The following is a 16,974-nucleotide window of genomic DNA, read 5'->3' as shown; positions in this document are numbered from 1 at the left end:
CTACGTAGCGTTATTTTAATCGTATGACTCAACCCCTCCGCAGGATCGGCAGGCCCCGAAGCGCTGCCGCCAGCGCCCATGACGCGATCATCGCGGCGGTGCACGAGCTGCTGCAGACAGTTTCGGTCCAGGATCTGACCATCGAGGGCATCGCGAGACGCGCGGGGGTGGGAAAGCCCACCCTCTACAAATGGTGGGGAACCAAGGCCGATATCGTGCTCGCCATGTTGAAGGAACGGATTGAGCCCACCCTCGATCCACCGGCTGCCCTGTCCCTGGAAGCGTCTGTCCAATTCAAGGCAAGACGTCTTGTCGACGCCTTCAATGGGTTCTTTGGCCGGGTGATGGCTGGATTGATCAGTGAGGCGCAGCACGACCCGGGCCTGCAGATCAGGATCAATCAGGCCTACATCCTGCCGCGCCGCGCCGGGACAATTGCGGACATCCGCAAGGCTCAATCAGGCGGAACCTTTCCCGCTGAGATCGACCCGGAGATCATTGTCGATCAGGTCTTTGGCTGCCTGTATTTTCATCTTCTCACAGGCGTGCATCCCCTGACGCACGCCTATGCCGACCAGCTTGTCGAGACGGTCTTTTCACAGTCTCGCCGCAGGGCCTGAGCGGCGCTGGACGGATTCGTCTGGCTGCTGGTACGCGGGGATCGCTGTTCCAATTTGGGCGGCCAGGTTCCGCGCGCGGTCGGCCGCTGCCTGCGCGGAGATGGCCCCGCGCTCGGGCACAGCCTGCCACTCGGCCCGGACGATCTCGACATCGGTCACGCCCATGAACTCGAAGATAAACCGCAGGTAGGGCGACGCAAAGTCCATCGCGGACGCCGGACCCTCGGTATAGGCGCCCCCGCTCGCGACGAAGGCGATCACCTTTTTCCCGGGAGGGAGCAGGCCCTGCGGGGCGCCGTTCACATAGGCGAAGGTGCGGCCGACGCGGACGGTGTGGTCGAGCCAGGCCTTGAGAGTTGAGGGGATGGCGAAATTGTAGAAGGGGGCGCCGATGACGATGATGTCCGCCGCCTCGAGCTCCTCGGTCAGAATATCGGCCAACACGATGTCGGGCGTGGCGGCGCCTTGCCCGGGCAGCAGCGCAGCGGCCAGGGACGGCGAGAGGTGCGGCAGGGGATTTCGGGCGAGATCGCGATGGACGACCTCCGCGTCCGGATGGCGCCGGACATAGGTTTCAACGAAGGTGTCGACCAGCCTGCGGCTGACCGACGTCTCCAGGTTCGCACTGTTCTGAAGTACAAGAAGGTTTGGCATAGCTCTCTCCATTACCAAGACGAGCCGGAAGTGCCACAAGAAAAGACAAAAAAATACTGGGAAAAAACCCGCCAACATCATAAATAAAGCTTATGGATAGCCTGTCCGCCATCAGCCTCAGCCAGATAGACGCATTCCTCGCTGTCGTTGACGCGGGCAGTTTCTCGGCAGCCGCGCGGCGCCTGAACCGCACGCAGCCTGCGTTGACCTATGCGATCGACAAGTTGGAGGACCTCGTCGGCTTTCCGGTGTTCGACCGCAGCCGCTATCGTCCGGTTCTGACCGTCGGCGGAAAGGCGCTCCTGCCTCAGGCCCGACTGGTGGCGCACGACCTGGCGCGCATGAGCGAGCTTGCGCGGATGCTCCGGGCGGAGGTGGAGCCCGAGGTGCGTCTGGTGGTCGACGGGCAGTTCCCCATGTCGCTGCTGCTGCCGGTGGTGGGGCGGTTTCGCGACGCTTGGCCCAGCGTGCTCCTGCGGATCATGGTCGAGAACCTGTCCGCGTCGGTGGCGGCGGTGCGGAACGGATCCCACGGGATCGGCCTGCTCGCCTCGCTGATGGTGAACCACCCAGACTTCGAGCGCACGGCGGTGCTGGACATCGATCTGATCCTGGTGGCGGCGCCCGATCATCCGCTGGCGGCCGGCGCCGACCGGATCGCATGGGACGATCTGCGCCGGCATGTGCAGATCGTGCTCACCGACCGCGCCGAGCCGACCGAGAACCGGGAGTTCGGCGTGATCGCCGCTGAAACCTGGCGCACCAGCGATCTTGGGGCCAAACACGCCATGATCCGCGCGGGACTAGGCTGGGGCAGTCTCCCGGCGCATCTGGTCGAATCGGACATGGCCGACGGTCGCCTCGTCGCACTAAACATGGCCGACACCGGTCCGACCCGGCGCCGAATGGTCTATGACCTGGTCTGGAAGGCCGGCGTCGACCTCGGCCCGGCGACCCGATGGCTGGCGAGCCAGCTGTCATCGCTGACGCCATCATCTGCGTGAGCTCCGGCTAAATCCGTCCGTCGCAGACCCGCGGGGCTCGCGCGCGGAGCGGACCCCTGGTGTAGCGCGCCCAACATCCTGCTGAACCCTGGCCCGTCCTACCCCGCTCAGCGGAGGGAAAACTTCGCCGCTTGACGATTTGTCAACCCTGAGCGGTGGCTCGATTTTCGCCGGGCGGGTTTCGGGTGGTGCCGCGTGCCCGAGCAACTAGTCCGACCGTTTATCGCAGCGGGGCTGCCTCACTTACCTGCCGATAAAAGACGATCCTGCCCACACGGCCGGTCCCGTGACGATCTATACCTCAGTCACGCGGCCGTGCCTCGAGAAAGACGACGACTTGGCTCCTCGACGATCTGAGTGTTCGCTTCGCACAGCGAATTGGCGCGATAAGCTCATCGCGACGTCATACCCGTTGTCCTTACCATCGGTTCTGCTGAATATACCCGATGAATGCGCGGAGCGGGGCGGGCACATGCGCGCGCCCGTGATAATAGAGCGAAGGCCCCTTGAAGCTCTGCCACCACTCTTGCAGAACTGGTTCCAGAGCGCCGCTATCAATCGCGGGTCGCAGCCAATCCTCGAACAGATGCACGATGCCACAACCCTCGATCGCCGTCGCTACGGCCAAGTCGACCGCGGTGACGTCAACGGCGAAAGGCCCGGTTGTCACGACCCTAACAAGCTCGCCATTCCGCTCAAACTCCCAAGGCAATTCCGCGCCGACCCCGACGCAAACCGTTAAGCATGCATGGTTCAGCAAATCGTGCGGGTGCCGCGGCGTGCCGTGTCGCGCGAGATAGGCGGGCGAGGCGGCGGTGGCGAATCTCTGGCGTGCGGGTCCGATCGGCACGACGACCATGTTCTTGGTCAAACGCTCGTCATAACGGATACCCGCATCGCACCCCGCGGCCAGGATATCCACGACGTCGTGTTCGGCGACGATTTCGACCCGCACGTCCGGGAAAGCCCGGGAAAATCCGGGCAGGATGCGCGGCATCACTAAACGGGCCACGCCCAGGGGCACGTTCAGGCGGATCGTTCCGCGGGGGGTGGCGCGGTGATCGTTGGCGCGCTCTAGTGCTGCTTCTATGTCGGCCATTGCCGTCTGCAACCGCTCCAGCAGATGAGCGCCGACCTCGGTCGGAACGACGCTGCGGGTCGTGCGATTGAGCAGGCGGAGACCCAGTTGATCCTCAAGCCGCTTTACCGCACCGCTGAGGCTCGATGCACTCATGCCGGTTGTCTTGGCGGCTTCGCGAAAGCCACCCGCGGCCGCCACTGCCACAAAAGCGCGGGCTGCAGAAAAATCAGTATGCATTGTTCGTTTATCCGTACGTTATGTAAGTTTATAGCCGTCTTATTTAGCACAATTAAGGCGCCTATGTCTCCCCCAGAAGGAGATTATCCATGACAAACCGAACACCTATCGCGATCATCACCGGTGGAAGCAGAGGTATAGGGCGCGACACCGCCCTGCGCCTTGCACAGCGCGGCGTATTCTCGATCATCACCTACAACGAAATGTGGGCTGCGGCGGAAAAAGTGGTTGCGGACATCCGCGCGGCCGGCGCGGACGCTGTGGCCTTGCAACTCGACGTCGGAAAGGCGGCCGATTTCGGCGATTTTGCCACGCGCGTCCGTGAGACGTTGAGCGGATGGGAAGCACAGCGGTTTGATTATCTCGTGAACAACGCCGGCATTTCATCGACCGCCACGCTCGCGGATGGCACGGAAGCTCAATTAGACAAGCAATTCGCCGTGCACTTCAAGGGACCGTATCTGCTTACGCAGACATTGCTGCCATTGATGAATGACGGCGGGCGGATCGTAAACATTTCGTCTGGACTGGCGCGTTTCGCATTTCCCGGACGGACTATCTACGGGCCAATGAAGGCGGCGGTGGAGGCGCTTACCCGCTACATGGCGCTGGAACTGGGGCCGCGCGCCATTGCAGTGAACGTGGTCGCGCCCGGGGCAATTGCCACGGATTTCAGCGGCGGCATCGTCCGCGACAATCCTGACGTGAACAAGGCTCTGGCCTCGCAGACTGCGCTTGGCCGCGTGGGTGGTCCGGAAGATGTCGGTCCGGTCATCGCCGCCTTGCTCTCTGACGATTTCGGCTGGGTCAACGCGCAGCGGATCGAAGTGGCCGGCGGCATTCTGATCTAACGCCTGCCCAACTTTCTGCAAACCCAGAAATCCGGGAGGTCTACCGGTTGAATTCATTAACGAATTCGCCGACAGATCTGTTTTAGGATGAGACTGCTGGACGCCCAGCTTGCACATTCTGGACGGCATCCGAAAGCCTGCCCCGAGCCACTCGCAGCCATGCGATTAGGCCAACGAGCAGATGGACGGATCATCTTCCACGGATTGAAGATCTGCGCTCCTCTAAACTTGGCGTGCGGCCCGACGGATGGCCTGTGGCGGGAGGCCATGGAGCTTGACGAAAGCACGGCGCATGCGTTCGGGATCAGTGAAACCGACGGCGCGTGCGATCTGCTCCACCGGCTCAGCGCTATCTTGCAGTCGCTGGAGTGCGGCCTCGATACGCAGGCGCTCGACGGCTCGCGCAGGTGTTTCGCCGGTTTCTCGGCGGAACGCGCGGCTGAATTGCCGGGGGCTGAGATGCACGGCCTCGGCCAAGCGCTCTACGCCCAACGGCTCTGACAAATGGTCGCGCGCGAAGGTGAGGGCCAAGCGGATGCGATCGGTTGCCGGTTCCATTTGTGACAATTGAGAAAACTGCGACTGTCCTCCCGAGCGCCGATGGTAGACGACAAGCTCGCGCGCGACCCCACGCGCCATTTCGATTCCGTGGTCAGCCTCGATCAGCGCCAAGGCCAAGTCGATGCCCGCCGTGATTCCCGCCGACGTCCAGATGCCGCGATCAGCAATAAAGATGTGATCGGGCTCGACCCGCACCGCGGGATATTCCTGCTGCAGCAAAGGTGCTGAGCGCCAATGCGTTGTCGCCCGGCGCCCCGCCAGTAGTCCCGCTTCTGCCAGCAGGAAAGCCCCCGTGCAGACGCTAGCGACACGCGTGGCTTCGCGCGCCAGAGCGCGCACGGCGGCGACGGCACCGGGCGCCCGCATCGGGGCGATTTCGCCTCCGACGATGATGAGCGTGTCGAGCGCAGCCCCTCTTGCGGCACGGCTTGCGACCAAAGCTCCACCACTGCCGCGCACCATGCCACCGGCCTGCGATAAAGCCTCCAGCGCATAGAGTGGCCGACCGGCGATCCGAGCGACTGACTCGAACGCGCCGAAGGGGCCTGCGAAATCCAAAATTTGGTGGCCTGGGTAGAGAAAGAATCCAATCCGATGCATGGCGTCCGAAATTAAGGGATGTAAGACATTTAAACCATAGGCTTTTTGCGTCAATGTCATTGGTAACAGGAGATTTGCCATGATCCATGTCGTCATCCCCCTCTACGAAGGGGTAACACCGCTCGACTTCACCGGCCCCTATCAACTTCTTCGCGTCCTTGCGGACATTGATATCAAACTAGCCGCGATCGATCGGCGAGAGATCGTCGCAGATGGCCTAACATTTGGGGCGCTGCACGACCTGGAACGGATCGAGGCCTGCGACATCCTTCTCGTCCCCGGCGGCCTCGGCTGCATCGCGGCACTCGAGACGCCGCGCTTCCTTGACGCCATTCGGCGGCTCGCCAACAACGCGACCTATGTTACCTCGGTCTGCACCGGATCGCTCATCCTTGCCGCTTCAGGGCTGTTAAATGGGCGCCGCGCCGCCTGTCATTGGGCTTTCAGGGATCTTCTTGCTGCCTTTGGGGCGATCCCTGACAGCGCCCGGGTAGTGCGAGACGGCAACTGCATCACCGGCGGCGGGGTGACGGCCGGGATGGACTTCGCTCTCTCGTTGATTGCCGAGCTGCGCGGGGATGAGGCCGCGCAGCGCGCGCAGCTTCTGCTGGAATATGCGCCCGAACCACCGTTCGACGCGGGATCGCCTGAGACGGCCGCCCGGCAGGTCTTGGATGCCGTCAATGCGCGCCTCTCTAACGCCATCGCTGATGCAGAACGTCGCATCGAGAATGTCGCGCAGCGGCTGCGAGATGCCGGCTGAAACCTCTACCTGAATAGGAATAAGGAAATGAGACTGAAAGACAAAACTGCTCTGATCACTGGCGGCACTAGCGGAATTGGCCTTGCGACGGCGAAATTGTTTGTGCGCGAAGGCGCGCGGGTGGCTGTCACCGGACGCGATACGAGCCGGTTCGAAGCCGTGCGTGCCGAGCTTGGCGAAGAGGTGCTGATCCTACGTGCCGACGCCCAGTCGGTGACTGACATGCAGACGGTCAGCAGGACGGTCGCGGAGAACTTTGACAAACTCGATATCTTCTTTGCGAATGCCGGCATCGCCTATAGCACGCCGCTCGCGGATACCGACGAAACACGGTACAACGAGATCATGGATATCGACGTTAAGGGGGTCTTCTTCTCGATGCAGGCCGTCGCCCCCATCTTGCGTCACGGCGCCTCGGTTATCCTGACCACCTCATTCATCATTCACGTCGGCCGACCCGGCCTTTCGTTGCTTTCGGCGGCGAAGGCCGCCGTCCGATCTTTTGCGAGAACCTGGTCGCGCGAATTTCTGGATCGCAAGATCCGCGTCAACACGATCAGCCCTGGTTTTGTCGATACGCCACTGATCGGTCGGCATCGCAGCCCGGAGGAGCTTCAGGCGTTCCGCGATCGAGCCGCCGCGACGGTACCGATCGGTCGTATCGGCAAAGCAGAAGACATCGCCGCTGCGGCGCTTTATCTGGCCAGTGATGAATCCAGTTACGTCGTGGGCGCGGAGCTCGTTGTGGATGGCGGCGTCTCGCAGATTTGAGCTCGATCCCAGTCTCATTTCGCGCGATACCAACTAACAGTTCGGCTACCGTTAAGCACGCCTCACATCATACAAACGACGGGGCAACCGGCGTGCTGCGAGGAAAACACAGACCTGGAGAACACAAAGAAGCATGAAACCCCAGGCGTAAGCGCTCTTCACCGCCGCATCAGAGCCATGCGACCCGAGCCTCCAGGCGAGGAATGTCGCGCAGAGCGTTGTTATAATGCCCTCCGAGACGCTGAGAAATATTTAACGAGGTCGTGGCCAGGGGCCAGAAGGTAGCCACTAGTTACCCATTGGATGATTGAAAAGCTTACGAGCAAATCTGCTGCCAGGCTCGACAGGGCGACATTGACGATCATGGCATCGAGCTGTGCCAGCAAGCTGCCAAACGACGCGACAGCAACAATCTTCCACACAGAAGGATCAAGTTGTGTTTTCTGCGCTATTTTCCGCGGCCCAGGCCTGGGCCATGTGCAATCAAGGCCTCGGCGAATGGCCGCCGTGGAACCGACCGAACGCGCGCGCAGAAAATAGCCCGATCAGCAGGACGCCCATCCCGGCGGCGATGATTTGATCGGCAGCATGCAGATTGAAATGACCGACACTAACGAGGAGGCAATAGGCGAACACGAAATTCGCAAATCCCCACAGAACATTAACGGTTGAGGAAGACAGCCCCTGCCCCGGTGGCTTCGCGAAGGGGCTTTGAAATGCCCGGCCCATCATACCGCTGACGAAATGCGGAACGGCATTGGCAAGGAAAGCGCCACCAAACAGATAAGATAAGTCGTGAATGAGGTTCATGGTTCGCAGCCCTCCTCCAGAATATAACAGCAGATAAAATCCGGCGGTTGGGTCCGGCTGGTGCGTGTAACTGGGGTAATGGCCGTTTTGATAGCCATTGTCAGGTCAGAAGAATGACCCATCACTCCCGATTAAAATCAAACAGATAAACTGTCAAGTTGTACTGTTTGTATTGGATAGGGACGAATGTCGCTCCTGTTTCATGCGTGCTCGCCGCCTAGGCGGTTAGCGGCCTCACGGGCTTCTGCTTCGCGGCGTGGCTGAATAGCCGCCATACTCTCACGGCAGGCGCCCAGGATTGTCGTTGACGCGGTTTCCGGGCGTCCTGCTTCAAACGGCGGGGCTGGTGCATATTCAAGCCCAAGCTGAATGGTTTGCGCAAGTTCGACGCCGCCGATCTCCGCCAACACAGTCAGCGCAAAATCAATGCCAGCCGTGACCCCACCCCCAGTAATGACGTTGCCGTCACGCACCACCCGCCCCTCATCGGCGATTGCGCCAAATAACGGCAAAAGATACCGCCATGCCCAATGGCAGGCGGCACGGCGACCAACCAGCAGACCCGCCGCACCGAGGATCAGCGAGCCGGTGCAAACCGAGGTAACATATCGTGATTTCAGTGCCAGCCGCCGGATCTCGGCAATGAAGCTCGTATCCAGGGCCATGGCCGTCGCGCTGCCCCCGCCTGGCACGCAGATCAGATCACAGGCGTCAATATCAGCTAATCGCTTGGTTCCGGCAAAAATTAGCCCTTCGCTTGGTACCTCGCCCCCTGCAGGACTGCCGATGATCATCGTGCTGCTGGGCAGGCGCGAGAGAAATTGGTGCGGCCCGGTAAAATCGAGATGCGTCATGCCGGGGTAGATCGCGAAGACAATACGGAATGGCTGTTCGGTCATGGTAGGCTCCTGCTGATGACGCGAGTATGCCTAAATCGATCAATTGACTAAATGACAATGATCCCTCATTTTCTGCCAGTATGAAAAACGTCGCAATCTTTCTCTTCGATGATTTCCAGATCCTTGACGTTGCAGGCCCAACCGCCGCTTTCGAGATTGCCGAAAGGATCACGCCTGGATCGTACCGCTTTCAGGTTCTCTCAATCAAAGGCGGATCGGTCCGGAGCTCGTCCGGCATCGCGATCGACACGACCATCGCCGACGATACGAAATCGTTGGACACGCTGATCGTGGTGGGCGGCACCGGCACCGCTCAAGCGATGCATCACCAAGAAGTTACTGCCTATTTGCGCGCACGCAACGGGGCTACGCGGCGGTTATGCAGTGTTTGTTCCGGTGCCTTTCTGCTGGCCGCAGCAGGGCTGCTTGATGGTAAACGAGCAACGACCCACTGGAATCGGGCCGACGAACTGCGACGGCTCTTTCCAGCAATCCGGGTTGAAGCCGATCGCATCCATATTCGTGATGGTAAAATCTGGACATCGGCCGGAATCAGCGCGGGGATCGACCTCGCATTGGCGCTGGTTGCGGAGGATTTGGGGGAAGCCGTTGCAAAACGTGTTGCGCAACAGATGGTTGTCTATTACCGCAGGCCGGGCGGGCAGTCCCAATTTTCTGCCCTAGTCGAGTTGGGCAGCGATACCACCGCCTTCGCGCCGTTATTTGGTTACATGCGCGCCCATCTTTCCGAACGCTTGACTGTGGAACAGCTTGCAGAGCGCATGGCGATGAGCCCGCGCAACTTTGCCCGTGCCTTTGTCCGTGAGGTTGGCGTTAGCCCCGCCAAGGCGCTCGAACGCCTGCGGTTGGACGTTGCGCGGGAACGTGTTGAAACCTCGCGTGAGCCGGTTGAACAAATTGCTGCATCGACTGGATTTCATGATCCAGAACGGATGCGTCGGGCATTTGTCCGCTATTTCGGTCAACCGCCGCAGGCTATGCGCCGCCTTTATGCGTGGCCCAGCGCCGAGCTACGAATGCGAGGAGATGGTGATCCGGGTCGATGACGAAACTACGGCGATCCATCATAGCGGAAAATGAGGGATCTATGTCATTTACGATACAGGCATGATGACTGCATAGTTGCGCCTGCCAGAGCGCAAGTAGCAAATGGCCGCCATCCCGATAGTGACCGATTGGCCAGACGCTGCTGGATGAGGAATCGACTGCCAATAACGATCGGGCTGGGGAGGGGCTATCAAAGTCATGTTCCGAAAAAATCTCCGATACTCAATTTCTGATCGGGTGGCCCGCGGCCCTTTTCTCCGTTGAACGATAATGTGGAAACCCATAAGCCAAAGGAGGATTTCACTTGACGGTTCCATCCTATATTGCAGAAACCCTGCCCCAAGGCGTTCGCTCCCGTATGATCCATGGGATTAACGGCCTTGATGTGCATGTTCTCGAAGGCGGCCACGCGGCCCCCGATCGTCCGCTGATCGTGTTGCTGCATGGTTTTCCGGACCTGGCCTATGGCTGACGTCGGTTGATCCCGATCCTCGCTGCGTCTGGATACTATGTCGTTGCACCTGACCTACGTGGGTATGGGGGCACAACTGGCTGGCACAACGCCTATGATACACAGTTGGAGCCGTTCAGCCTTCTGAATATGGTGCGCGATACGCTCGGGCTGGTGTCGGCGCTAGGATATCGACGAACTGTAACAATTGTCGGGCATGATATCGGCTCACCAGTCGCGTCCTATTGCGCGCTTGCCCGGCCCGATGTGTTTCCCTCGCTCGTTTTGATGAGCGCGCCATTCCCGGGTCCGCCGACTTTTCCGTTCCACACGGCGGACAACTTAGCCCCAGCACCGCCATCGGACGATCCGCCTGGCCAGTTGAGCGCCGCGTTAGCAGCACTCGTTCCACCAAGACAGCATTATCAACAATATTTGAGTTCTCGGCAGGCGAACGCTGATCTTTGGCACCCGCCTCAGGGGTTACATGCATTTCTTCGAGCATTTTTCCACGTCAAAAGCGCGGATTGGGCAGAAAATAAACCGCATCCCTTGAACGGTCGAACTGCGGCGGATCTTGCACAAATGCCGACTTACTATGTTATGGAACTCGGTAAGACGATGCCAGCGACTGTTTTGCCTTTTCAACCGTCAGCCGCCGAAATTCAAGCGTGCAAATGGCTGACTGAGCGTGAACTCAGTGTCTACACAGAGGCGTTTGGGCGCACCGGTTTTCAGGGCGCGTTACAGGCCTATCGTGTCTTCTCCGATCCAAATTTGAACGCTGAGTTGCGATTATTTTCGGGCCAGACAATCAATGTCCCGTCGCTCTTCATCGGTGGAACATGTGACTGGGGCACCTACGCCGCGCCAGGAGCGCTCGACCTTCTGCGGACGAAGGCGATGACAAGACTGGAAGGGATTGAGTTCATCGAGCACGCCGGTCATTGGATCCAGCAAGAGCAGCCTGTTCGCCTCGGCCAGTTACTACTCGACTTCGTCAACGAAGTTGCTGAAACGTGATTTGCTTTTACATCTCGCGACAGCATTTCGTTCGGGGTCGTCGATGAATTGAGCGATAAGTTTCAGCGTGGACCAGTGACGATCCCTTCAATCATCACATGTAGTGCATGGCGTTGCCGATTATCAAACTACGCTTGAGGGTGTCGGCGATGGCAATGAGATTGACCTGGATAACAGCCGTGACCAGTCCTCGCCATCGCACGTGACTAAGCCCGTAGCTTCGGTTCCACCGTCGGACCTTCGGAACACCTAAGCATTCAACGCGATGCACAATGGCGTGATTTAAGGGAAATTTGTCGTTTACGCTGCAGCTCACCGACGGTATCTTATGCCGTAACGCTGCAAACCATTTCCGATACCGACGCCGAACCAACCTCATGACGGGCTGACCCATGTGGATTTCCCTGGTCTGCATAGTAAATCGACAAAATTACGAAGACTTAAGTAATCGTCGCGTTTCGGCGTGGCGAGCTCCGGGGTTTGCGCAAGCGACGCCAAATGGTCCAACATTCAATTCAAAAGCATGCAGCTCCACATCGCCACAGCATGGCGGCAACGCTGCTTTCCAGGCCGTGGCGCTGCGCTCGCCGGAAATTCACTGTCGTCTGGCCCGCCGAATTGACCTTCGATGGTCGGCAGCGCGTTCAGCAGCTCGGCGAGCGGTTAATTTGCCCCTCACCCTCGATAGTTTGAAACGGAGCATATCATGCCAATAGCCCCTATTCCCACGGTCACGCTGACCCCGGTCGCATACTTTCCGAAAGGCTATTTCCTAGAGAACCTTGCTGTTCGCAAAGACGGTTCTGTGCTGGTCAGCTCGTTGCTCCATAAGGAATTGTGGTGCGTCCCAGGACCCGAACCCCGTCTCGACGTTAAACCCGTGCTCGTCCACGCGTTCGATACCATTGTCGTGAGCATGGTCGAGGTAGAGCCTGAGATCTTCATCGTCAGCCTAAGCGATGGCTACACCACACACAAATCACATCTCGCCCGGATAGATTTAAGTGGATGGACGCCGGGCGAGCCGGTCTTACCGGAGATCATCTATACGTTTGATTACCGGGTGCGAGCATTGAACGGCAGCTGCCTTCTTGCGCCGGGGGTGATGCTGATCGCCGACTGTTTCGCTGGTTTGATTTGGCGGATTGACCTAGATCCCGGCGCTCACCGTGCACGCGCTCGGATCTGGATGCAGCATCCCACCATGAGCATGGACCTCGATAGCGAGGTTGCGCCGCCACCCCAACCGGGGATCAACGGGATCCAATATGCTCCGATGACCGGGTATGTATATTACACTTCAACGGCGCAGCAGGTATTCATGCGGATTCCAGTCGATCCTAACACGCTGGAACCGGCGGGTTGCCCGGAGTTCGTCGCGGCAATCGACAAAACCGACGATTTTTGCATCGACGAGGTTTCTGGCTTTGCGTATGTGACCCGTCACCGCGGCAATACGATCGACCGGGTGCCGCTCGCACCAGGCCACGGCAGCGAAGTGCGCCACATTGTCGGCGATCCGTTTGACGAGCGACTCGTCGGACCATCGAGCGCTGCCTGGGGTCGAGGCCCTACCGATCAGGGCAGGGTCGCCTACGTCACTTTAGACGGCGGCCGAACCGCGCCACCACCCGACGGCATCGTCCGTGACGCCGCGCTGCTGCGTGTCGAGCTGCATCCGGTCGTTCTCGACGCGGCTCCAGCTTACGCTATGGTCGGTCAGTCGTGAAGCAGCGCAGCGCATTGATAAAGACTGCCACGATTGGGCGGCAATCTTATTTTAACGGCCAACCCGTGCCCGCATGGCCATTGAGGAAGGGCTAATGCTCAATTCGGTGCCTGACCGCTTTTCTTCCGTCGGTAGCCAGCCGAAGCCGCTGTCAAGATAATCAGATTATCTTGACAGTTTAACTTATTAATTATAGCACGCTGATATGAATGCTCTGCCGAACAACCATCAATCCACCCACCCTCCAGCGCTGGCCCAAGATCTTCGCGCCCTGCTCAGCAAGTTGAAGCGCCGACTGCGCGAGCAGGGCAATATGGGCGACCTTACGCCATCCCAGGTCTCCGTACTGTTGCGCCTTGAGAAAGAAGGGCCGACAACAGCGGCATCCTTAGCGCGAGCCGAAGGGATCCGCCCACAATCAATGGGTCCGCTCATCGCGGCACTCGAGACTGCCGGACTGGTCAGTGGCGCGCCGAACCCGAATGACGGTAGGCAAACACTCCTCTCGCTCACGGACGCTTGCCACAAATGGGCCCAGGAGGCGCGGTCAGCAAAACAGGATTGGTTGACCCGCGCCATCGAGACGCGATTATCCCGGCAAGAACAAAACGAACTCGCAGCTTCACTCGAATTGCTCAAGCGCCTGATTAACGACTAACGGCGTTCAGGGAGGGGTCACACCCGCTCGTGCGCATCATCATTTCGGATAGGATTGTCCCTATGGCGCTGACCACACTCGACCCAAAGACGGCCCTGATCATCATTGACCTGCAAAAGGGAATAGTAGGGCTACCTGTCATTCACCCCATGGGTGACATCATCGTTCGGGCCCGCACGCTCGCTGACGCGTTCCGCGAGCGCGGCCTACCCGTAGTGCTCGTGAATGTCGCTGGCGGGGCACCAGGTCGAACGGAACAGCCGCGCCAGACAGTCACTCGTCCAGACGGATGGACGGATATTGTCCGAGAGCTGGATCAACAGCCAAGTGACATTTCGATTACAAAACGAACTTGGGGCGCGTTTGCCTCCACCGATCTGGAAACGCAATTGAAGGCAATAGGCGTTACCCAAGTGGTCATCGCGGGCCTGGTCACGGGAACTGGTGTCGAAGCGACCGCGCGCCAAGCGTATGAACTGGGCTTCAATGTTACCCTAGCCATTGACGTGATTACCGACATATGCTGCGAGGCACACGACTACAGTATTAAAAACGTCGTTCCTCGGCTTGGCGAGACCTGAGCTGTGTCGAAGGCGGCGAAGGGCCCGGTGAGTTCGAGAATCTGATGGTCCTGGACAATAAAGAGACCGACACGATGCATCATGGCGCGATATAAGGGATAAATGTCCTTTACGCCATTGCTTCCAGTCGACATAATCCCGTCGGCAACGGAACAGCGGGCGTCCGCCAATAATCCAATGCACTGAATGGAGAGCGTCGCATGCTGCTGCATGATTCAGGCGATTTTGGCACTTTCGGACGTTTCGTCGAAACGCCGGTGGACCAGATGGGCGACGCCACGCGGAAGGCTTACGACCGTACGTTACAACTTCGTGGACTGGTTCCTGGTCCCCACAAAATCTGGCTGGCCAACCCAAAACTGCTGGAGAGCATCGTCACTGTTGGCGCGTACTTCCAGACAGAGTCGACCTTGACCAAGGCGGAGATCGAGATCGCCACCTGTGTCGTGACTGGGCATTGGAGGGCGGCGTACGCGAACTACGAGCATGAACGGATCGCTGAGCGCCTCGGCCAACTTGAACCTCAAAAGGTCGAGGGCCTAATCGCGGGCCTTCCCGTCGCCTTCGACGATCCACGCCAGCAGATCGTCTACGAGCTCGCATCGGCGCTGGTCGCCTACCGGATACCGCCAACCGGAATGTTCCGCCGGGCCCAGGACCTACTCGGGGATGCGGGCATCGTCGATGTGACCGTGCTCATGGGCTGGTTCAGCGCCGTATCGCTCACCCTCATGGCCTACGACGTCCCATCGAACGCTGTGGGCCTCGACCAGTAGCCCCCAACCACCTTCATTCATCATTCTTGAATGTCGCCATGAACCCGGTTTCCCGGGCAACCTCATGGAGCAATTCGGTGATCCGGATGCGTGGCAGTATGGCGTCGAGTTGATCGGCCAGCGCTTCGGCCTCCACTGGCACCACGGCCCGCACCGGCGTTATCTGCAGGCGGTCATCGACAACGGTAACGCCATCAAGCTGGTTGCGCTTCAGGCGTTGCGCGAATTTTTTCAGCCGCCAGTCCAGTTCTTTGCCGCGCCGATCCATTCATTCATCGGCTGTCGCCGGCAGTCCCAAGGCAGAGACAATCGGTGCCACTGCCTTTGCCGGCCCATCCTGTTCCGGTGATGGCTGAACCTTCGTCACCAGCACACGGTATTTGTGCGGTGCCAGCTTGCGGGCAGCTTCCAACGTCAGGATAAGGGCGTCTGCCATGCGGCTCGATCCGCCGCCTTGAACTCAACTGGCCGTCCACGCATGATTCATGGTCGCGCGCCAGAAACGGCCCAATGATCTTCCACTCCTCACCCGTGCTATCGCTTGCTTACCGCAACGCACTACTGTCATATTGTCGCCGAGTGATTTCAGTCCCGGCCACATGATCTCCATTGTCTTCGCAACCAATTGAAAACCATAGCCAACTGAAATCAATCGCCTTAATTTTTTAGTCAGACGCTGAGCGATCCATCACCGTTGGGGGAGAAACAATCCATGCAGATAGAAGCTGCGGTGACCCGCGCCAAGGGTGGCACCTTCGCAATCGAAACGTTGGAACTCGAAACGCCGCAGCGTGACGAGGTTCTGGTGCGGATCGCTGCGGTCGGGGTATGCCACACCGACATCGCAATGCGCGACCAAGTGTTTCCGGTGCCGTTCCCGATTGTGTTCGGCCATGAAGGGGCGGGCCATGTTGAGGCAGTGGGCGCGGATATAACCGATCTGGCACCTGGCGATGCTGTGCTGATGAGTTTTCGCAGTTGCGGCACTTGCCCCAGTTGCAACGCCCACGCGCCCAGTTACTGCCATGCGTTCTTTCCGCTCAATTTCGGCGGTTCCCGGGCCGATGGCACTACCGCGCTGACCTGCGATGCCGGACCGGTGCATAGCCATTTTTTTCGCCAGTCGGCGTTCGCCACACATGTGCTGGCGCACCGCACAAACGTGGTGAAAGTGGTATCGGACGCGCCGCTAGAAACACTGGCCCCGTTCGGCTGCGGCATCCAGACCGGTGCCGGCGCGGTCATGAACGCGCTGAAATTGCGGGCGGGCGACAGCATCGCGGTGTTCGGCACAGGCTCGGTGGGACTGTCGGCGATCATGGCGGCGGGGATCGTCGGGGCCACTACGATTATCGCGATTGATCGCAATCCCGCGCGGTTGGCGTTGGCCCGTGAACTGGGGGCAACTGCGACGATCGATGTCGCTGGCTCGGATCCGGTAGTGCGTATACGCGAACTAACCAAGGGCGGGGTTGCTTTCGCGCTTGATACGACGGCGGTGCCCGCCGTATTGACTCAGGCGTTCGCGGCGTTGGCACCGCGCGGCACGCTCGGGATTGTCGGGGCGTCGCGCCCGGATGAGACGGTAACGCTTAACATCATCGACATTATGACCAACGGTAAGCACATACGCGGCATCGTCGAAGGCGATTCGGAACCGGAGAATTTCCTGCCCACGCTGATTGCTTTGCACGCGCAAGGCCGGTTTCCTGTCGAAAAGATGATACGCCATTATCCATTCACGGCGATCGAACAGGCAGTGCATGACAGCGGAGTGAGCTGCTGCCGGTTTGATGGACACCATCCTAAGCCGAATCTGCCATTCGTTCGAATTCCA

The 16,974-nt window shown here is 59.5% G+C and carries 20 protein-coding genes; 13 read left to right on the top strand and 7 right to left on the bottom strand.

Going from position 1 to position 16,974, the window contains the following annotated elements; genetic code table 11:
- The first annotated feature begins 23 nt into the window (after window positions 1–23).
- Entirely contained in the window at window positions 24–620 is a 597-nt protein-coding gene (locus tag ACYUCQ_RS00100; protein ID WP_460252461.1) for a TetR/AcrR family transcriptional regulator, read from the top strand.
- Here ACYUCQ_RS00100 and ACYUCQ_RS00095 read toward each other — a convergent pair.
- Window positions 597–1,274 (bottom strand): FMN-dependent NADH-azoreductase, encoded by a 678-nt coding sequence (locus tag ACYUCQ_RS00095; RefSeq protein ID WP_460252460.1) that lies wholly within the window; start codon window positions 1,272–1,274, stop codon window positions 597–599. The genes ACYUCQ_RS00100 and ACYUCQ_RS00095 overlap by 24 nt on opposite strands.
- Window positions 1,275–1,366: 92 nt before the next feature.
- Here ACYUCQ_RS00095 and ACYUCQ_RS00090 point away from each other — a divergent pair, with 92 nt between their 5' ends.
- On the top strand, window positions 1,367–2,278 hold the full coding sequence (locus ACYUCQ_RS00090; protein ID WP_460252459.1) for a LysR family transcriptional regulator: 912 nt from the start codon (window positions 1,367–1,369) through the stop codon (window positions 2,276–2,278).
- Window positions 2,279–2,696: 418 nt separating this feature from the next.
- Here the strand turns inward: ACYUCQ_RS00090 and ACYUCQ_RS00085 are convergent, their stop codons facing one another.
- Window positions 2,697–3,596 (bottom strand): LysR substrate-binding domain-containing protein, encoded by a 900-nt coding sequence (locus ACYUCQ_RS00085; protein ID WP_460252458.1) that lies wholly within the window; start codon window positions 3,594–3,596, stop codon window positions 2,697–2,699.
- An 89-nt stretch (window positions 3,597–3,685) separates the two neighbouring features.
- Here ACYUCQ_RS00085 and ACYUCQ_RS00080 point away from each other — a divergent pair, with 89 nt between their 5' ends.
- Window positions 3,686–4,447 carry an SDR family NAD(P)-dependent oxidoreductase gene (locus ACYUCQ_RS00080; RefSeq protein WP_460252457.1) on the top strand — a complete coding sequence of 254 codons (762 nt, stop codon included), beginning with the start codon at window positions 3,686–3,688 and terminating at the stop codon, window positions 4,445–4,447.
- Between the two features lie 222 nt (window positions 4,448–4,669).
- On the opposite strand, the gene ACYUCQ_RS00075 is transcribed toward ACYUCQ_RS00080, so the two are convergent.
- Window positions 4,670–5,608: a GlxA family transcriptional regulator gene (locus ACYUCQ_RS00075; RefSeq protein WP_460252456.1), complete on the bottom strand. Its 939-nt coding sequence runs from the start codon at window positions 5,606–5,608 to the stop codon at window positions 4,670–4,672.
- A gap of 79 nt (window positions 5,609–5,687) precedes the next feature.
- Here ACYUCQ_RS00075 and ACYUCQ_RS00070 point away from each other — a divergent pair, with 79 nt between their 5' ends.
- Both ACYUCQ_RS00070 and ACYUCQ_RS00065 read left to right on the top strand, forming a co-directional pair.
- Window positions 5,688–6,371 carry a DJ-1/PfpI family protein gene (locus ACYUCQ_RS00070; protein WP_460252455.1) on the top strand — a complete coding sequence of 228 codons (684 nt, stop codon included), beginning with the start codon at window positions 5,688–5,690 and terminating at the stop codon, window positions 6,369–6,371.
- A 27-nt stretch (window positions 6,372–6,398) separates the two neighbouring features.
- Entirely contained in the window at window positions 6,399–7,142 is a 744-nt protein-coding gene (locus ACYUCQ_RS00065; RefSeq protein WP_460252454.1) for an SDR family oxidoreductase, read from the top strand.
- 483 nt (window positions 7,143–7,625) lie between these two features.
- Here the strand turns inward: ACYUCQ_RS00065 and ACYUCQ_RS00060 are convergent, their stop codons facing one another.
- Both ACYUCQ_RS00060 and ACYUCQ_RS00055 read right to left on the bottom strand, forming a co-directional pair.
- On the bottom strand, window positions 7,626–7,952 hold the full coding sequence (locus tag ACYUCQ_RS00060) for a hypothetical protein (RefSeq protein ID WP_460252453.1): 327 nt from the start codon (window positions 7,950–7,952) through the stop codon (window positions 7,626–7,628).
- Between the two features lie 200 nt (window positions 7,953–8,152).
- Window positions 8,153–8,851 (bottom strand): DJ-1/PfpI family protein, encoded by a 699-nt coding sequence (locus ACYUCQ_RS00055; protein WP_460252452.1) that lies wholly within the window; start codon window positions 8,849–8,851, stop codon window positions 8,153–8,155.
- Window positions 8,852–8,931: 80 nt separating this feature from the next.
- Between ACYUCQ_RS00055 and ACYUCQ_RS00050 the strand changes: the two genes are divergently transcribed.
- The 7 genes from ACYUCQ_RS00050 (at window position 8,932) to ACYUCQ_RS00020 (ending at window position 15,137) form a co-directional block, all read left to right on the top strand.
- The gene (locus ACYUCQ_RS00050; protein ID WP_460252451.1) at window positions 8,932–9,918 is read left to right on the top strand and encodes a GlxA family transcriptional regulator; all 987 of its coding nucleotides are present in this window, start codon (window positions 8,932–8,934) and stop codon (window positions 9,916–9,918) included.
- Between the two features lie 305 nt (window positions 9,919–10,223).
- Complete coding sequence (locus ACYUCQ_RS00045) at window positions 10,224–10,391, top strand: hypothetical protein (RefSeq protein ID WP_460252450.1); 168 nt, start codon at window positions 10,224–10,226, stop codon at window positions 10,389–10,391.
- Between the two features lie 6 nt (window positions 10,392–10,397).
- Complete coding sequence (locus ACYUCQ_RS00040) at window positions 10,398–11,393, top strand: alpha/beta fold hydrolase (RefSeq protein WP_460252449.1); 996 nt, start codon at window positions 10,398–10,400, stop codon at window positions 11,391–11,393.
- A gap of 706 nt (window positions 11,394–12,099) precedes the next feature.
- Window positions 12,100–13,122, top strand: a complete 1,023-nt coding sequence (locus ACYUCQ_RS00035) for a hypothetical protein (RefSeq protein WP_460252448.1) — start codon at window positions 12,100–12,102, stop codon at window positions 13,120–13,122.
- Window positions 13,123–13,327: 205 nt separating this feature from the next.
- Window positions 13,328–13,780 carry a MarR family winged helix-turn-helix transcriptional regulator gene (locus tag ACYUCQ_RS00030; RefSeq protein WP_460252447.1) on the top strand — a complete coding sequence of 151 codons (453 nt, stop codon included), beginning with the start codon at window positions 13,328–13,330 and terminating at the stop codon, window positions 13,778–13,780.
- Between the two features lie 62 nt (window positions 13,781–13,842).
- The gene (locus tag ACYUCQ_RS00025) at window positions 13,843–14,361 is read left to right on the top strand and encodes an isochorismatase family protein (RefSeq protein WP_460252446.1); all 519 of its coding nucleotides are present in this window, start codon (window positions 13,843–13,845) and stop codon (window positions 14,359–14,361) included.
- Window positions 14,362–14,561: 200 nt separating this feature from the next.
- Window positions 14,562–15,137 (top strand): carboxymuconolactone decarboxylase family protein, encoded by a 576-nt coding sequence (locus tag ACYUCQ_RS00020; protein ID WP_460252445.1) that lies wholly within the window; start codon window positions 14,562–14,564, stop codon window positions 15,135–15,137.
- Between the two features lie 13 nt (window positions 15,138–15,150).
- On the opposite strand, the gene ACYUCQ_RS00015 is transcribed toward ACYUCQ_RS00020, so the two are convergent.
- Together ACYUCQ_RS00015 and ACYUCQ_RS00010 are read right to left on the bottom strand one after the other, a co-directional pair.
- Window positions 15,151–15,405 carry a hypothetical protein gene (locus ACYUCQ_RS00015; protein ID WP_460252444.1) on the bottom strand — a complete coding sequence of 85 codons (255 nt, stop codon included), beginning with the start codon at window positions 15,403–15,405 and terminating at the stop codon, window positions 15,151–15,153.
- Entirely contained in the window at window positions 15,406–15,573 is a 168-nt protein-coding gene (locus ACYUCQ_RS00010; protein WP_460252443.1) for a hypothetical protein, read from the bottom strand. It abuts the gene before it with no gap.
- 294 nt (window positions 15,574–15,867) lie between these two features.
- Between ACYUCQ_RS00010 and ACYUCQ_RS00005 the strand changes: the two genes are divergently transcribed.
- The coding region (locus tag ACYUCQ_RS00005; protein ID WP_460252442.1) for an NAD(P)-dependent alcohol dehydrogenase at window positions 15,868–16,974 on the top strand (1,107 nt) is incomplete at its 3' end.

It is taken from the genome of Acidiphilium sp. MT5, assembly GCF_054767495.1.
Note: the sequence above shows the minus strand (reverse complement) of the source record. Positions and strands in the feature narration are given on the sequence as shown.

What these genes read in the sequence shown, in the direction of transcription:
- ACYUCQ_RS00100 (WP_460252461.1), top strand. Translation starts at nt 24, where the DNA reads ATGACTCAACCCCTCCGCAGGATCGGCAGGCCCCGAAGCGCTGCCGCC.
- ACYUCQ_RS00095 (WP_460252460.1), bottom strand. Translation starts at nt 1,274, where the DNA reads ATGCCAAACCTTCTTGTACTTCAGAACAGTGCGAACCTGGAGACGTCG.
- ACYUCQ_RS00090 (WP_460252459.1), top strand. Translation starts at nt 1,367, where the DNA reads ATGGATAGCCTGTCCGCCATCAGCCTCAGCCAGATAGACGCATTCCTC.
- ACYUCQ_RS00085 (WP_460252458.1), bottom strand. Translation starts at nt 3,596, where the DNA reads ATGCATACTGATTTTTCTGCAGCCCGCGCTTTTGTGGCAGTGGCGGCC.
- ACYUCQ_RS00080 (WP_460252457.1), top strand. Translation starts at nt 3,686, where the DNA reads ATGACAAACCGAACACCTATCGCGATCATCACCGGTGGAAGCAGAGGT.
- ACYUCQ_RS00075 (WP_460252456.1), bottom strand. Translation starts at nt 5,608, where the DNA reads ATGCATCGGATTGGATTCTTTCTCTACCCAGGCCACCAAATTTTGGAT.
- ACYUCQ_RS00070 (WP_460252455.1), top strand. Translation starts at nt 5,688, where the DNA reads ATGATCCATGTCGTCATCCCCCTCTACGAAGGGGTAACACCGCTCGAC.
- ACYUCQ_RS00065 (WP_460252454.1), top strand. Translation starts at nt 6,399, where the DNA reads ATGAGACTGAAAGACAAAACTGCTCTGATCACTGGCGGCACTAGCGGA.
- ACYUCQ_RS00060 (WP_460252453.1), bottom strand. Translation starts at nt 7,952, where the DNA reads ATGAACCTCATTCACGACTTATCTTATCTGTTTGGTGGCGCTTTCCTT.
- ACYUCQ_RS00055 (WP_460252452.1), bottom strand. Translation starts at nt 8,851, where the DNA reads ATGACCGAACAGCCATTCCGTATTGTCTTCGCGATCTACCCCGGCATG.
- ACYUCQ_RS00050 (WP_460252451.1), top strand. Translation starts at nt 8,932, where the DNA reads ATGAAAAACGTCGCAATCTTTCTCTTCGATGATTTCCAGATCCTTGAC.
- ACYUCQ_RS00035 (WP_460252448.1), top strand. Translation starts at nt 12,100, where the DNA reads ATGCCAATAGCCCCTATTCCCACGGTCACGCTGACCCCGGTCGCATAC.
- ACYUCQ_RS00030 (WP_460252447.1), top strand. Translation starts at nt 13,328, where the DNA reads ATGAATGCTCTGCCGAACAACCATCAATCCACCCACCCTCCAGCGCTG.
- ACYUCQ_RS00025 (WP_460252446.1), top strand. Translation starts at nt 13,843, where the DNA reads ATGGCGCTGACCACACTCGACCCAAAGACGGCCCTGATCATCATTGAC.
- ACYUCQ_RS00020 (WP_460252445.1), top strand. Translation starts at nt 14,562, where the DNA reads ATGCTGCTGCATGATTCAGGCGATTTTGGCACTTTCGGACGTTTCGTC.
- ACYUCQ_RS00015 (WP_460252444.1), bottom strand. Translation starts at nt 15,405, where the DNA reads ATGGATCGGCGCGGCAAAGAACTGGACTGGCGGCTGAAAAAATTCGCG.
- ACYUCQ_RS00010 (WP_460252443.1), bottom strand. Translation starts at nt 15,573, where the DNA reads ATGGCAGACGCCCTTATCCTGACGTTGGAAGCTGCCCGCAAGCTGGCA.